This window comes from Reyranella sp., assembly GCF_050185545.1.
Lineage (GTDB): Bacteria > Pseudomonadota > Alphaproteobacteria > Reyranellales > Reyranellaceae > Reyranella.
The window spans coordinates 4,626-19,852 of sequence record NZ_JBFWZI010000009.1 but is presented as its reverse complement, the minus strand read 5'-3'; the positions used below and the strand labels follow the sequence as shown (position 1 = coordinate 19,852).

Annotated in this window: 11 protein-coding genes; 8 read left to right on the top strand and 3 right to left on the bottom strand. The window is 67.5% G+C overall.

Going from position 1 to position 15,227, the window contains the following annotated elements:
- Nucleotides 1-62 precede the first annotated feature (62 nt).
- The 6 genes from AB7O82_RS04070 (at nucleotide 63) to AB7O82_RS04045 (ending at nucleotide 10,156) form a co-directional block, all read left to right on the top strand.
- The gene (locus AB7O82_RS04070; protein WP_428537853.1) at nucleotides 63-2,408 is read left to right on the top strand and encodes a xanthine dehydrogenase family protein molybdopterin-binding subunit; all 2,346 of its coding nucleotides are present in this window, start codon (nucleotides 63-65) and stop codon (nucleotides 2,406-2,408) included.
- 316 nt (nucleotides 2,409-2,724) lie between these two features.
- Entirely contained in the window at nucleotides 2,725-3,270 is a 546-nt protein-coding gene (locus AB7O82_RS04065; protein WP_428537856.1) for an ester cyclase, read from the top strand.
- Nucleotides 3,271-3,443: 173 nt separating this feature from the next.
- Nucleotides 3,444-4,040, top strand: coding sequence for a hypothetical protein (locus tag AB7O82_RS04060; RefSeq protein WP_428537862.1), 597 nt, complete (start codon nucleotides 3,444-3,446; stop codon nucleotides 4,038-4,040).
- Nucleotides 4,041-4,152: 112 nt separating this feature from the next.
- Entirely contained in the window at nucleotides 4,153-7,083 is a 2,931-nt protein-coding gene (locus AB7O82_RS04055) for a DUF4114 domain-containing protein (RefSeq protein ID WP_428537865.1), read from the top strand.
- A 43-nt stretch (nucleotides 7,084-7,126) separates the two neighbouring features.
- A complete protein-coding gene (locus AB7O82_RS04050; RefSeq protein WP_428537868.1) occupies nucleotides 7,127-8,842 on the top strand; it encodes a gamma-glutamyltransferase family protein in 1,716 nt (571 codons plus the stop codon).
- Between the two features lie 207 nt (nucleotides 8,843-9,049).
- Complete coding sequence (locus tag AB7O82_RS04045; RefSeq protein WP_428618691.1) at nucleotides 9,050-10,156, top strand: hypothetical protein; 1,107 nt, start codon at nucleotides 9,050-9,052, stop codon at nucleotides 10,154-10,156.
- A gap of 240 nt (nucleotides 10,157-10,396) precedes the next feature.
- Here the strand turns inward: AB7O82_RS04045 and AB7O82_RS04040 are convergent, their stop codons facing one another.
- Nucleotides 10,397-11,467 (bottom strand): serine hydrolase domain-containing protein, encoded by a 1,071-nt coding sequence (locus tag AB7O82_RS04040; protein WP_428537874.1) that lies wholly within the window; start codon nucleotides 11,465-11,467, stop codon nucleotides 10,397-10,399.
- Nucleotides 11,464-12,213, bottom strand: a complete 750-nt coding sequence (locus tag AB7O82_RS04035) for a class II aldolase/adducin family protein (RefSeq protein ID WP_428537877.1) — start codon at nucleotides 12,211-12,213, stop codon at nucleotides 11,464-11,466. Before AB7O82_RS04035 ends, AB7O82_RS04040 begins: the two co-directional genes overlap by 4 nt.
- A gap of 175 nt (nucleotides 12,214-12,388) precedes the next feature.
- On the opposite strand from AB7O82_RS04035, the gene AB7O82_RS04030 reads away from it, so the two are divergent.
- Nucleotides 12,389-13,330 (top strand): hypothetical protein, encoded by a 942-nt coding sequence (locus AB7O82_RS04030; RefSeq protein ID WP_428537880.1) that lies wholly within the window; start codon nucleotides 12,389-12,391, stop codon nucleotides 13,328-13,330.
- Nucleotides 13,331-13,374: 44 nt separating this feature from the next.
- Nucleotides 13,375-14,823 (top strand): multicopper oxidase family protein, encoded by a 1,449-nt coding sequence (locus AB7O82_RS04025; RefSeq protein WP_428537883.1) that lies wholly within the window; start codon nucleotides 13,375-13,377, stop codon nucleotides 14,821-14,823.
- 3 nt (nucleotides 14,824-14,826) lie between these two features.
- On the opposite strand, the gene AB7O82_RS04020 is transcribed toward AB7O82_RS04025, so the two are convergent.
- The coding region (locus tag AB7O82_RS04020) for a cupin domain-containing protein (protein ID WP_428618689.1) at nucleotides 14,827-15,227 on the bottom strand (401 nt) is incomplete at its 5' end.

Here is a 15,227-nt window from a genome sequence, read left to right as displayed (position 1 = left end):
ATATGAGCCGGGTGACTTCTTTCATCGCGGCTTGCTAACCTCCGGCCAACACGGAGGCATTCATGGCAAAGTTCGGCATCGGCCAGTCGATCCGCAGGGTCGAGGATCCCCGCCTGCTCACCGGCGGCGGGCGCTACACCGACGACACCAGACTCGACGCTGCGGCGGCGCGCGCCTACGTGCTGCGCTCGCCGCACGCTCACGCCGACATCAAGAGGATCGACACTTCGGCCGCCGCCAAGGCGCCGGGCGTGCTGGCGGTCTTCACCGGCGACGACGTGAAGAAGGCGGGCTTCGGCGACGTACCCTGCCTGGTGCCACTCGACAACCGCGACGGCACGCAACGCGCCGACACGCCCCGGCCGATGCTGGCACAGGGCCGAGTGCGGCATGTCGGCGATCCGGTCGCCCTGGTCGTTGCCGAGACGCTCGAGCAGGCCAAGGACGCCGCCGAGCTGATCGAGGTCGACTACGAGGCGCGCCCGCATGTCGTCGGCACCTTCGAGGCCGCGCAGCCCGGCGCGCCACTGGTCCACGACCACATCAAGAACAACATCGTGTTCGACTGGGAGATGGGCGATCGCGCCGCGACCGAGGCGGCCTTCGCCAAGGCCGATCGCGTGGTCAAGCTGCAGCTGGTCAACAACCGGCTGGTCGTGAACTCGATGGAGCCGCGCGGCGCCATCTGCACCTACGATGCCAGGGACGACCGCTCGACCCTGTGGCTCTCCTGCCAGGGCGTCAGCATGATCCGCCCCGTGGTCGCCGACCTCATTCTCAAGATCGGCTCACCCAAGCTGCGGGTGCGCACCGGTGATGTCGGCGGCGGCTTCGGAATGAAGATCTTCGTTCATCCCGAATACCCGATGGTGGTGTGGGCATCGCGGGCGCTGAAGCGCACGGTAAAGTGGATCCCCGATCGCCAGGAGGCCTTCCAGTCCGACATCCAGGGCCGCGACCACGTCTCGATCGCCGAGATGGCGCTCGACAAGGATACGAAGTTCATCGGCTGCCGCATCACGACTTATGCCGCCCTGGGCGCCTACCTGAATCACTTCGCGCCGTTCATCCCCACCCTCGCCGGCAGCTCGATGCTGGTCGGCCTCTACCAGACACCGACCACCTATGTGAACGTCAAGGGCGTGCTGACCAACACCGTGCCCACTGACGCCTATCGTGGCGCCGGGCGGCCCGAGGCGGCCTATCTGCTCGAGCGCTTCGTCGACCATATCGCCCGCGAGACCGGCCTCGCGCCCGACGAGATCCGCGCCCGCAACTTCGTCAAGCCCAGCCAGATTCCCTGGAAGACGGCGCTGGGCGACACCTACGACTCGGGCGATTTCGAGACCGTCATGCGCAAGGGCATGGACAAGGCCGACTGGAAGGGATTCCCGTCGCGCCGCGCCGCCTCCGAAGCCAGGGGCAAATGGCGCGGCATCGGAATGGCGACCTATGTCGAGAAATGCGGTGGCGGCGGCATGCCCGAGACGGCAGTCGCGAAGTTCAACGACGATGCCTCGCTCACGCTCTATCTCGGCAACCAGACCAACGGCCAGGGCCATGAGACGGCGATCCGGCAGATCGCCTCCGCGCGGCTGGGCATCGATGCCGAGCGCATCACCATCGTGCAGGGCGATTCGGATGTCACGCCCGAGGGCATGACCGGCGGCAGCCGCATGGTCTCGGTGGCCGGTGTCGCGACGCTGGGCGTCGCCGACAAGATCATCGCCAAGGGCAAGCTGGTGGCGGCGAGCGTCCTGGAGGCGAGCGCGGCCGACATCGATTTCACCGATGGCAGCTTCAAGATCGTCGGCACCGACCGCTCGATGAGCCTGTTCGACGTCGCCGCGGCGGCCAGGAACTCCAAGCACGTCCCGGCGGGCGAGAAGCCCGGTCTCGATGACGATTTCACGCGCATGCCCGACGCCGACACCTTCCCTAACGGCTGCCACATCTGCGAGCTCGAGGTCGATCCCGACACCGGCACGCTCGAGATCCTGAACTACAGCGTGATGGACGATTTCGGAATGGCGCTCAATCCGCTGCTCCTGCAGGGCCAGGTCCATGGCGGGGTCGGCCAGGGCGTCGGCCAGGCGCTGACCGAGAAGACGATCTACGACGAGGAGTCCGGCCAGCTCTTGAGCGGCAGCTTCATGGACTACGCCCTGCCGCGCGCCGACATCGTGCCGGCGGTGGCCTTCGACATGCACAACAGCCCGTGCACGACCAACCCGCTCGGCGTCAAGGGCGCCGGCGAAGCGGGCGCCATCGGCGCGCCACCGGCGGTGATCAACGCCATCGTGAGCGCGATCCATCCGCATACCGGGGTGAAGCACGTCGACATGCCGGTGACCGCGGCGAGCCTGTGGGCGGTGATCGCGGCGAACCGGGCGAAGAAGGCGGCGTAGCATTCAGCGTTCGCCTCCCCCGTAATCGGGCAGGGCACTCGCATATGGCGAGGAAAGTCCGTCATCCCGATCGGAGTCGAGCGCAGCGAGGCGTAGTGGAGGGACCTTTCATGTTGCAGCACCAGCAAGATAGGTCCCTCGACTGCGCCGCCCTTCAGGCTGCTTCGCTCAGGATGACGGATTCTTTTGCCACTTGCGAATGCCATGCGTAATCGAGGGAGACACCCAGCACGCCCGGCGCGCACCGCGATGGTGGGAAAATCGGGCGGTACCCGCCCCGTTTTTCATAGGAGGAGTAGAATTAGGAGGAACAACCATGCCCGCACCCGATCTCGCCGCACTCTGGGAAGCCCATTGCCGGTACGAGTTCGAGACCCGCGATGCCGACGCCACGATGGCAACCATGGTGGCGAGGCCCTACGTCAACCACATCCCGACCATGACCGGCGGCGTCGGTCATGACCAGCTGAAGCGGTTCTACAAGTATCACTTCATCGGCGGCAATCCGCCGGACACCGAGCTGCGGGCAGTCAGCCGCACCATCGGGACCGACCAGATCGTCGACGAGCTGGTGTTCTGCTTCACCCATACGAGCGAGATCGATTGGCTGTTGCCGGGAATCGCGCCGACCGGCAAGCGGGTCGAGATCCCGCTGGTCGCCATCGTGCGCTTCGAGGGCGACAAGGTCGCGCACGAGCACATCTACTGGGACCAGGCCTCGGTGCTGGTCCAGGTCGGCCTGCTCGACCCGGAAGGCCTGCCGGTCGCCGGCGTCGAGACGGCGCGCAAGGTCGTCGACAACAGCCTGCCGTCCAACACCCTGATGCGGCGCTGGCCGGAGAGCGCCGGCAAGCCGATCTGAGCCGGCGCGTCGCCAAAGGAGTCGTCGATGCCAATGCGCTGGGAAATCGATCATGCCGCCAAGTTCGTGTACACGTCGCCGTGGGGCCGATCACGCTGCAGAATATGGAGGGGAGGGGAACGCGCTCCTGGCTGGCCAAGATCGTTCCCTGAATAGACCACGGCAGCGGCACGATGAAACAATCGCCCGGAAATTCCCGCCGTCGATCCTCGAAAGCGCCGCTCAGCCTGCTCGCCGCCGCGGTGCTGGCGGCCTGCGACTTCACGGCGAGCGGGATCGGCGGCGCCTACTACGCACCGCAATACGACTACAGCGAATTCTTCGCCGTGACCGACGGCAGAACCTTCCAGGTGGTCATGGCCGGCAGCCCCTTCCCCGCCCTGCCGGCTGCCGAGGTCAACCGCCACCTGTTGCCGGTCATGCAGGCGAACAAGCCCAGGCCCAACCTCACCTTCACCTATCAGGCCCCGGTCGAGATGCCGCGGCCGTACTACCGGCTCGTCCTGGTGTTCGACGCCGCCAACGATCTGACGGCTGCCCGCGTGTGCAGCGGCCAGTACTGGCACAAGCCGCCGATCCCCAGCCGGCCGTTCAACGTCTTCGCCGTCTACTGCCGCAACGATCTCGCGCTGTCGCAGACCACGGCGTGGAGCGACGCCACCGGCCCCGACGATCCGCGCCTCGGCCCCCTGATCGCCCAGCTCTTCCTGGTGGTGTTCAACGACCAGGTCTGGCGACGCCACCTGTTCGGTCCGTTCGTCCGGCGCTGACGAGCACATCGTTCCTCAGAACGTCGCTCAATCATTTCGCGTGCACGCCGATGACGCTTCCTGACACAGGGTCGACACCTTAGGATGCCGCCCCAGGGGTACTGGGGAAGGCATGAGTACACTGCTCAATTCGACGTTTCTCGACGCTTACGGCAACCAGCTCGCGACAGCGCAGGATTTCGCCACGCTCGCCTCATCGACGAGCCTCTCCGTCGCCCAGCAGGTCCTGGCCCCGCTCTTTGCAGGTGCGACGATCGCCCCGGCAGCCACCGATGCGACGCTCGTCGTCGGATTGACCCTCGAGCGCATGCAGGACCCGACACCGCTTCTCGCCAGCGATTGGGCGACCCGGCAAGCCGCCCTTGCCGATCCGGCGGCCGTGTGGGCGCAATACGGCGCCTCGTCCGCGTCGTTCGCGGCGACCCAGCAGGCGCTGGAATCTCTGCTCGGCCTGTCGAGCCTTCCCACGCTCGACGGTTATCTGTCCTCACCCGAAAATCGCACGATCTGGCTGTCGCTCGATGCGGCCGAGTTCGAGCAGCTGTTCGGCACCGACCTGCTGACGATATCGACCGGCACTGCCGACATCCTCGCGTGGGCAGGCAACCTGACGCTGGACGATACCATACCGAACATCGACGGCGTGTGGTTCGAGCAGGCGGTCTACGTGCCCAGCCCGGCCGTGCTCGCCTCGCAGGGCGCCGCCCTGCCGCCCGGCCCGCTGGGGATAGGCAACGCCGCGGGCACCTCCACCCAGGTGATCGCCACGCCGGCCGCAATCGCGGCCAACTACGACTTTCCGCTGTCATCGACGGCGGGGCAGGCCGCCGCTACACCGGCCATTGCCCTGATCGAGGACAATGTCCCCTATACCCAGGCAGCGCTGTTCGGATACATCAATCAGTATCGCACACAGCTCGGCCTGCAGCCCTATACCGCATCCGAGTTCCAGGTCATCTCGCAGGACGGCTCGGCAGGCAGCCCGGGCGAGCTGACGCTCGACATTTCGGTGATCGCCGACGCGGCGCCCAACAGCACGCAGTATCTGTATTCCTACATGAGAGGAACGCCTTTCACTGCGTTCCAGCAGGCTTTCTTCGCGACGACGAACAGGGCCGACGTGTTGAGCTCGTCCTATGCGTTCTTCATCCAGCCGAGCGCCAGCTCCCCGTTCCAGCAGGCCTACGAGCAGCTCTTCGTCGACGGCGTGCTGAGCAACGTCTCGGTCCATCTTTCCGCCGGCGACCAGGGTTCCAGCGCCGACCTGGCCAACGGCCTCGCCAACTACCGCGCCAGCCAGTCGCCGACCTATGCCCTGGCGGTTGGCGGCACCTCGCTGTCGTCGCTGTACAGCGCCGAGACCGATCCGACGCTGAGCTCCCTGCTGGCGCGGGCGCAGCAGAACGATCCGGCCACAGTGTTCGACCTCGTGGCGGCGGGTCTGCAGACGCTGCCCACCAATCTGGTCGACACCGTGCCTTCCGATCCGTCGCCGACCCTGGTTTCCCTGTTCGAGAGCATCTGGCAAACCCTCGACCTGGAAGGCTACGACAGTGGCGTGGCCGCGAAGTTCGGCGAGAACACGACGGGTGTCGGCGGCGTCAATACCGCCTTGCCCGTGCCCGACTACCAAAGTGCTTTCGGCCTCTTGCCGACCAGCACCAGCGGCACAGGGCGCGGCGCGCCCGATGTCGCGCTCCTGGCCTTCGGCAACACGGCCTATGGCGTCCTCAACCAGAACTACATCAGCGGCCAGGCAACGAACCTGATTCACGGCAATGGCGGCACGAGCGCAGCGTCGCCCCTGTGGGCGAGCCTCACCGCCCAGCTCGATGCCGTGTTCGCCGACCAGACTCTCGGGCCGCTGGGCTACTACAACGACCTGCTCTACATGGCCGCGGCAATCGCCCCGGCTTCGTTCAACGACATCACGCTCGGCAACAACATCAACAGCTTCTACCTGACGACGGACGACACCGGCTATTTCCAGATCTCGCAGGACTCTCAAGGCCAAGCCATCTACACGCCGATGGTACCGACCGGCCTCGGTTACGAGGCCGCGCCCGGGTACGATCTCGCGAGCGGCCTCGGCACCCCGAACGGGATGGTCCTGGCGCGGACCCTGACGGCGATTGCACAGGCGCAGACTTACTACGAGGGAACGCCGGTAATCGACAACCCGGGGCCGTACAGCGGCACGAGCGGCGCCAGCCAGACTCTCCTCGTCCAGAACAACTTCGCGACGTCGGGGCCGCTCAGCGTGACGGTCGCCGGCACGACTCAAACGATGCTCGCCAACGAGACCCTCGCCTGGACCAGCAGGCTCGCCGAGCAGGCCGTGCATCACGAAGATTTCGATCCAGACCTCGTGATGCTCTTCGATCAGGAGGCTTCGGCCGTTCCGTTCCAGATCACCGTCGCTCAAGGCGCTTCGCTCTCCGTCGAGGCGGGCGGCGCCACGCTCCCGCTCTACCAGGCGCAGCTCACCGCCGACTACGGCTTCGTGCAATATGGCGACAGCACCGGCAGCATCGTGCTTGCGCGGCCGGTCGCGATCGCCCAGACCGCGACCAACATCGTCGACGGCCAGGACGTCGGCTGGGACGCCGTCGTCCGCCTGCGGCAGAACGGAACGGACTCGCTGCAGCTCGAGATCTACCGTGTCGACGATCTCAACGGAACCGTGGCGGGCGTGGCGCCCGGACAGGGGAACTATGCCACGCTCGCCGCCGGACGCGACTACCAGACGACGTCCGGCACGACCCTGATCCAGGGACCAGGGTACGGCCAGTGGACCGACGTGACGATCCAGGGCGTGAAGCAGGGCGACATCCTGGCAATGAAGCTGACCGACCTCACAACGAACAGCGTCTACTGGGCCTTCTCGCAGGCCAACCAGGACGACATCACGCACATCTACAGCTATGGCCTGAACACCTGGGGATGGGAAGACACTGCGGGCGGCGGCGACGGCGACTTCAACGATCTCGTCGTCGGCATCGACTTCACGAGCCTGACTGGAACCAACAACTGGCTGGCGTAGTGGAGGCGATGATGCCCTGCTCCATCACAGGATGACCCTTTCCATGAAATCCATGCGCCCGACTCTCTACGGAAGCCGCCATGCCATCTCGGCCGGCCATCACCTGGCCGCAGCGGCGGGATTCTCCATCCTGGAGGCGGGCGGCAATGCGATCGATGCCGGATGCGCCGCGGGCATCGCGCTCGCCGTCCTGCATCCCGACGAGGTGAACGTGGCGGGCGTGGCGCCGATCATGATCCGCACGGGCCAGGGCAAGGTCGTCACGATCGCCGGCCTCGGGCACTGGCCGTCGCGCTTCCCGGCCGACCTGTTCATGCGCGAGCATGGCGGCAAGATGCCATTGGGCCTGCTGCGCACCGTCGTGCCGGCGGCGCCCGACGCCTGGATCACCGCACTCTCCGACTACGGCACGATGTCGTTCGGCGACGTCGCCGGTGCGGCGATCCGCTACGCCCGCGAAGGCTTCGCCGTGTTCGAGTACATGGCGACCATGATCCGCCAGTACGAGGACGGCTACCGTTCGTGGCCCTCCAACGCCGCGATCTTCCTGCCCGGCGGCAAGCCGCCCGATGTCGGCGACCGCTTCCTGCAGACCGACCTCGCCAGCACCCTGCAGTACATGGTCGACCAGGAGCGCGCCGCGGCGAAGGGTGGCCGGCTCACCGGCCTGCAGGCTGCCCGTGCCGCGTTTTACTGCGGCGACATCGCCGACACGATCGTGCGCTACCACGAGCAGGAAGGCGGCTATCTCGCGCGCGACGATCTCGCCAGCTTCCATTGCCGCTACGAGCCGCCGGTGCGCGTGCGCTGGCGCGACTTCGAGGTCTACACCTGCGGGCCATGGTGCCAGGGCCCGATGCTGGCCCAGGCCCTGCGCATGATCGAGGCGGCGGGCGGGCTGGCCGGCCTCGCGCACAACAGCGCCGACTACATCCACCTGATCACGGAGATCATGAAGGCGGCGTGCTCGGATCGCGAGCATCGCTACGGCGATCCGCGGTTCGTCGATGTCGGCCTCGACCAGCTGCTGTCCGATGGTCATGTGGCGGCGCGGGTCAGCGCCATCGATCGCGAGCGCGCCATGCCCGACATGCCGCCGCCGCTCGGCGCCTATCCCAGCAACCGGCCGCCGGCGACAACCGCCTCGTCGCTGAGGAGCGATGCCGTCGTCGAGCCGGACACGTCCTACTGCTGCGCCGTCGATCGCTGGGGCAACGCGATGTCGGCCACGCCGTCGGACGGCTCGTGGCGCTCGCCGGTGATCCCCGGCCTCGGCATCGTGCCGTCGGCGCGCGGCACGCAGTCGCGGCCCGATCCCAATCATCCCTCGGGCGTGGCGCCGGGCAAGCGGCCGCGGCTGACACCCAACCCGGCCATCGCCGTGCGCGACGACGGCAGCGTGATCCCGTTCGGCGCGCCAGGCGGCGACGTGCAGGTGCAGGCCATGCTGCAGGTGTTCCTCAACACCTTCCATTTCGGCATGGACATCCAGGAGGCGATCGAGCAGCCGCGCTTCGCCACTTTCAGCTTCCCCAACTCGTTCGCGCCTTACACGCACCTGCCGGGCCGCCTGAACATCGAGGATCGCCTGCCCGCCGCCACGCTCGACGATTTGCGCCGGCGCGGCCACGACGTCGAGATGTGGCCCGCCTACACGCGCCGCGCCTGCTCGGTCGAGGCGATCCTGCTCGACAGCCGCACGGGGTTCCTGCGCGCCGGCGCGGACTTCAGGCAACCGGCGTATGCGATCGTGAATTGAGATTCCCTCTCCCGACTACGGGGAGGAACGTGAAAGATGCGTTCCCTCCCGCTCATTGCATTGCCGGCATCTCCACTCCAGACTCCGGTGGGGTTGTGGGCTTCAAGGGTCTTCTTCTGGACCGCGGGCGTCCCGCCCGCGCACGATTCATGTTCGGGCGGGACGCCCGCGGTCCAGAAGAGGCCATAATCGCAAACAGGGACCGTCATGCGTCGATGCCTGTCATTTTGCCGGGGTCTGAGCATCGCGGCCGGCGTCGTGCCGGCGCGTGCGCAGGATGCGCCGTGGCAGCAGTACCAGGGCCTGAGTGCGATCGAGGTGCCGTTCGCCAACGGGCCGATCCACATGGCGGCGGTCCCGCATGTGTGGATGAAGCTGCACGGCGCGCCGCCCCGCCGCTTCGGCATGGATACCGGCTCCACCGGAATCGTCGTGGCGGCCGAGCACTACACGCCGGCGCCTAGCGACGTTCCGGGCGGTCCCGGCCGGCTGGTCTACACCAGCAGCGGACGCATCCTGAACGGCGAGCGCTACACCACGAATGTCGAGGTCCTGCGCAACGGCGAGGTTCCGGTGGCAACGGCGCGCGTCCAGGTACTGCGCGTCACCAGCATCACCTGCCTCGAGCGCGCCCGCGATTGCCGGCCCGAGCAGAACCCGCGCGGCGTCGCCTTCATGGGCATCGGCTTTGCCCGCAATGCCGCCCAGAGCACCGAGGCTGGTGCGCCGAAGAACCCGTTCACCAACATCGTGGCGCTGGCGTCAGGCGCGCCGGCGGCGTCGATCCGGCCGGGCTACGTGATCACGCGCACGGCGGTCCATCTCGGCATGACGCCCGAGCTCGCGCGCAATTTCGCCTTCGTGAAGCTCAATCCGGGACCGCTCTCGCAGTTGGGTGCGCCGACCTGGCGACCGGCGCCGATGACGGTCTCGGTCGACGGAGTGGAAGGTGACGGCCAGATCCTGATGGATACCGGGATCAACTACATGTTCCTGTCGCCGCCCGAGGGCACGCGCCTGCGGCGCGGCGCCCGCGTGCCCTCGGGAACGACCATCTCGATCTATCTGCCCCACCGGCGCAACCCGCAGCCGGCCTTCTACACCTTCACGGTCGGCGAGCGCGGCAATCCGCTGCATCCCGAGCGCGTCGAGGTGGTCCACGACGTCGGCGTGTTCGTGAACACCAGCCGCATGTTCCTCGAAGGCTTCAACTATCTCTACGACGCCGCGGGCGGCTTCGTCGGCTACGGCTGGACCAATCGCCTGCGCGGCAGCTACGGCAGCGTCACCCCGGGCCTCTTCAACGCGCGCTGATCATCCTCCTCCGCAGCTCCGCTGGGGAGGTGTCGCCTTTTACGGCGACCTGCCTCCGCCGAAGCGAAGCGGCTTCGGCTTCGCGCAGGCAGGCGGAGGGGTCATGTTCTTCTGGACCGCGGGCGTCTCGCCCGCTAACGAGAATATCGGGCGAGACGCCCGCGGTCCGCATGTGGCATGAACCCTCCCCCCCCTAAGACGGGGCATCACCCCCGACTACGGGGGAGGCGAATGGCGAAGCTACTCCAGGCTCGCCAGCACGACCTCGCGCAGGAAACGCATCGGCGGGACCCATTGCTCGGGATCGTCGTAGTTGCCGGCGAGGACGGCGACCACGAGGTCGAGGCCGGGCAGCACCCAGAGGCGCTGGCCGCCGTTGCCGTAGGCGCCCCACGCATGCTCGAGCCGGTTGCGGCTCCAGCGCGGCCCGGTGGTCACGGAGAAGGCGAAATGGTTGAGATACCAGTGGTAGCCGTAGCGCCGCACCTCGTCGACCGCGACATAGGGCGTGGTGGAGCGGGCCAGCCATTCGCGGGAAACCACGCCTTTGCCGGCAACCTTGCCGCCGCGCAGCATCAGCCGGCCGAGGCGCGCGAGGTCGCGCAGCGAGAGGCGCAGGCCGGAGGCGGCGAAGGCGTCGCCCTTGGCGTCGGCGAGCCATTCGGTCGGGCCGAAGCCCAGCGGGTCGAACAGCGCCTCGCGGGCGAAATCGTGCAGGCTCTTTCCCGTGGCGTCGGCAATCACGCGGCCGAGCAGCGCCGTGGCGCCGCCGTTGTAGACCCAGCGCTGCCCGGGCTTGAACACCAGCGGCCGCTCCAGCACGTAGCGATAGCGGTCGGGCGCCCGGTCCATGGCGATCTCGCTGTTGGACGGGTCGGTGTAGGGCACGCTGAGCTCGTCCCAGTCGGTGCCCATGGTCATGCTGAGCGCGTGATGCAGCGTCCAGCCCTTGCGCCCCGGATCGGCCGCGAGGCCGGCATGCGCCGGGAACGACGACAGGAGCGGCGCCTCCGGCGGCGGCACCTTGCCGCGCTCCAGGGCGATGCCGTAGAGCAGGCCGACGATGCTCTTCGACACCGAGCGCAGGTCGTGCAGCGTGTCGGCCCCGAACGACACCTCGCCGAGCGGCCGGCCGCGTGCATGATCCTGGCCGCGGAAGTAGCGTTCCAGCACGACGCGGTCGCCGCGCATCACCGCGACTCCGTGGATGTTCCAGAGGCGCTTGTCGAGGATCGCCTGGTCGAGCCGCTCGCCGAGGTTCGTCGCGAACCCCGCCTTCTCGGGCGCGATCGGCAGCCAGTCGCCGCTCAAGTCTTGTAGTCCGGGCTCTCGCGATCGAGGCGGCGCCGCAACGCCGCCCACGGCCGCTGCCCCTTGGTGTCTGCCCAGCTGGCGAACTGCGCCGCGGTGTGCGCGGCAACCGCGTCCGGCACCACCGCCACCTTCTGACCGCCCTGGGTCGCGGCGACCTGGATGCGGCAGGCCTGCTCCAGGTAGTACATGTAGTGGAATGCCTCGGCGACGGTGCGGCCGGTGGTCAGCAGCCCGTGGTTGCGCAGGATCATGGCGCTGTTGCCGCCGAGGTCGCGCACCAACCGGTCGCGCTCGTCGAGATCGACGGCGACGCCCTCGTAGTCGTGGTAGCTGGTGCGGCCGTAGAACTCCATTGACATCTGGTTCAACGGCAGCAGCCCCTGCTCCTGCGCCGCCACAGCCATGCCGGCCGTCGTATGGGTGTGCATGACGCACTGCGCATCGTCGCGCGCCATGTGCACCGCCGAATGGATGGTGAAGCCGGCGTTGTTGATCTTCGACTCCTCCTCCTTCTCGATCGCGTGGCCCTCGGGATCGACGGCGACCAGGCTCGACGCGGTGATCTCGTCGAACATCAGGCCGTAGGGGTTGAGCAGGAAGCGGTGCTCCTCACCGGGCAGGCGCGCCGAAAGATGGGTGTAGATCAGATCGTCCATGCCGAAATGGGCGATCAGGCGATAGGCCGCGGCGAGATCGCAGCGCAGCTCCCATTCACGCGAATCGACGTTACGCATATTGCTCATCAGATGGGTCCCTTTGCCGGAGGGCCGGTCGGGCCGTGGATGCCGCCGCCGCCCGGCTGCATCTTGTCACAGGGCACCAGCCGGATCGAGATGCCGGCGTTCCAGGTCACCGCGCGCCGTTCCCCCTCGGCCCGGCCGTGGACTATAGTGGGCCAAATCGGGGGAGCTTCGTTCGATGGCAAACAAGACCAAAACCAAGACCCAACCGGCGCTGCGGGCAAGACACCTGCCGGAGATCAAGCCCGGCAAGTACAGCGACGGCATGCCGCTGGACGAGATTCGCTATCTCGAATGCAAGCTGATCCTCAAGCCGAACCATTTCACGTCGCGCCAGAGCCTGTTCGATTTCGCCAAGGTGATGCGCCGGCCGGCCAAGCAGGCCGGCGTGCGCTTCGATCCGTCGGGCTACGATCTCGAGCCGCTGCAGATCCGCGAGGTGCTGTTCGTCGACACGCACGACTATCGCCTCTACAACAACGCCTTCATCCTGCGCCGGCGCATCCCCTACAAGGACGGCTTTCCGGTCGGCGAGCCCGAGATCGTCTTCAAGTACCGTCATCCCGACCTGCAGACTGCCGCCGAGATGGACGTCCGTCCGCACATCACCTCCGACTACCGCATCAAGTTCAAGGCCGAGGCACTCCCGCTCAAGGACGGGCTCGGCGGCCTGCGCATGCTGTACTCGCACAATGTCGAGTTCAACCAGACGCCCGCGATGGCGGCGGGCGAACGGCTGTCGCTCGACACCATGGTGCAGATGCTGCCCGCCCTGGATACGTTGAAGCGCAGTCACAACGACAAGCTCGACCTGGTCAACGGCACCATCGTCGAGGAGGTGCTGCAGGACGTCGGCGAGCTCGACTTCGGCAACAACGTCCGCACCGTTTCGAACGTCGCGCTGTGGCGCAGCCGCGGCGATCACAGCCCGCTGATCGGCGAGTTCGCCTTCCAGCTCAAGTTCCGGCGGCGAAGCGACATCACCGACGAGGCGCTGGCCCGCGGCGAGGCCTTCTTCCTGGCGCTTCAGCAGGAGGCGCGCGACTGGATCAGGCTTGGCGCCACCAAGACCGGGGTCGTCTACCGCCTGAAGGGCAATCCGCCCAACGCCCACGAATAGCCGTCGTCCGGTCGATCGGCGTCGTTTCAGGGAGGCTCAATGCGATGAACCCGTCCAGGCGTTCCCTTCTCGCCGGTGCAGCCCTCGTCGGATCGGCGGGGCTCGCCACGACCGCGCACATGGCCCGGGCGGCCGACCGAAAGGTGCTGCGGCTGCACTACCGGACCATCGAGGTCGACGGCAAGCCGGCCAGGCGCTACCGCGTCTCGCAGCCTTCGGGCGAATGGGGACTCACGCTCGGGCAGGGCGACATGTTCGACGTCCGGCTGGAGAACAACCTCGACGTCCTGTCGGGCCTGCACTGGCACGGCCTCAATCCGCCATGGCGGCAGGACGGCGTTCCCTATCTCACGGGGCCGCCGATCGCGCCCGGCAAGTTCGCGGACTACACTTTTCCCGCCCGGCCGTTCGGCACGCGCTGGATGCATTCGCACTTCGGCCTGCAGGAACAGAACCTGGCGGCGGCGCCCCTGATCATCCGCGAGGCGGAGGCCATCCAGAGCGGCATCCAGGAAGTGGTCGTCATGTTCGAGGACTTCTCCTGGCGCAAACCCGAGGCGATCCTCGCCGACCTGCGCAAGCCGAAGCCGGCCATGGCGATGGGCAACATGCAGATGACGGGCGGCACGACGAGCATGGCGCGCGGCGGCACCAGCATGGCCTCGGGCGGCGATGCGAAACCCGACCTGAACGACGTCACCTACGACGCCTATCTGGCCAACGACCGCACCTTCGCCGATCCCGAGATCTTCAATGTCGAGCCGGGCGCCAACGTGCGCCTGCGCCTGCTGAACGGCTCGGCGTCATCGAACTTCATGGTCGAGTTCGGCGGCATCGAGGTCACCTTGCTGACCGTCGACGGCAATCCGGTGGCGCCGCTCAAGCTCACCGCCCTGCCGCTCGCCATCGCGCAGCGCGCCGATGTCTTGCTGCGCATGCCCAACGACAAGCGCGCCGTGCCGATCGTGGCGCGCGGCGAAGGCCGCATGCTGCAGACCGGCGTGATCCTGCGGCCGGGCGGCGCCGCCGTGACCAAGGTCCCGACCAACGGCGCGATGGCCGCGCCGGCGCTCGGGCTGGGGCTGGAGAAGTCGCTGCGGGCCCGCGAGCCGCTCGCCAGCCGACCGGTCGATCGCAGGGTGCCGATCGAGCTCACCGGCAACATGGCGGCGTATGTCTGGGGCATCGGCGTGCACGGCATGGAAGCCCTGCCGGTCACCGTCGAGAAGGGCGAGCGGGTCGAACTGGTGATGCGCAACACCACGATGATGTCGCATCCCATGCATCTGCACGGGCATTCCTACCAGGTGGTGGAGATCGACGGCCAGCGGCTCGCAGGCGCGGTGCGCGATACCGTCCTGGTGCCGCCGGGAACCACCATCACGGTCGCCTTCGACGCCGACAATCCCGGCATGTGGGCGTACCACTGCCACAACCTCTATCACATGGCAGCAGGCATGTTCGCGACGGTGGTCTATCGCGGGTTCAGCTGACGTCTACGCCCACAGCTCCACCAGCGGTCCCGCCGCGCCGTGCACCGGGTCGCTGTCGGGGACGGGCACCTTCGCTATGTTGGCGACAGCGGTGGCGTGATCGAGTCCGCCGGGGCGGTGCTGGTCGACCCGGGCATTCTTCGGATAGGCGCCGACAACCAGGAGATCCGGGCTCGACTCCAGGCGCTGATGGCCGGTGCCGGCCGGCAGCACGACGACGTCGCCTGCTTCCACCGTGACGGCCTGACCGCGCGCGCCGCCGAACTGGACGGTGGCGCGGCCGCGCGCGATGCCCAGCACCTCGTGCGCGGTGGTGTGGAAGTGCACGAAGGGATAGATGCCGTTGCGCCAGCCGTCGGGCCAGCCGTTCCGGGCGAAGGCGCGCTCGAACGGCACGGCCGGAT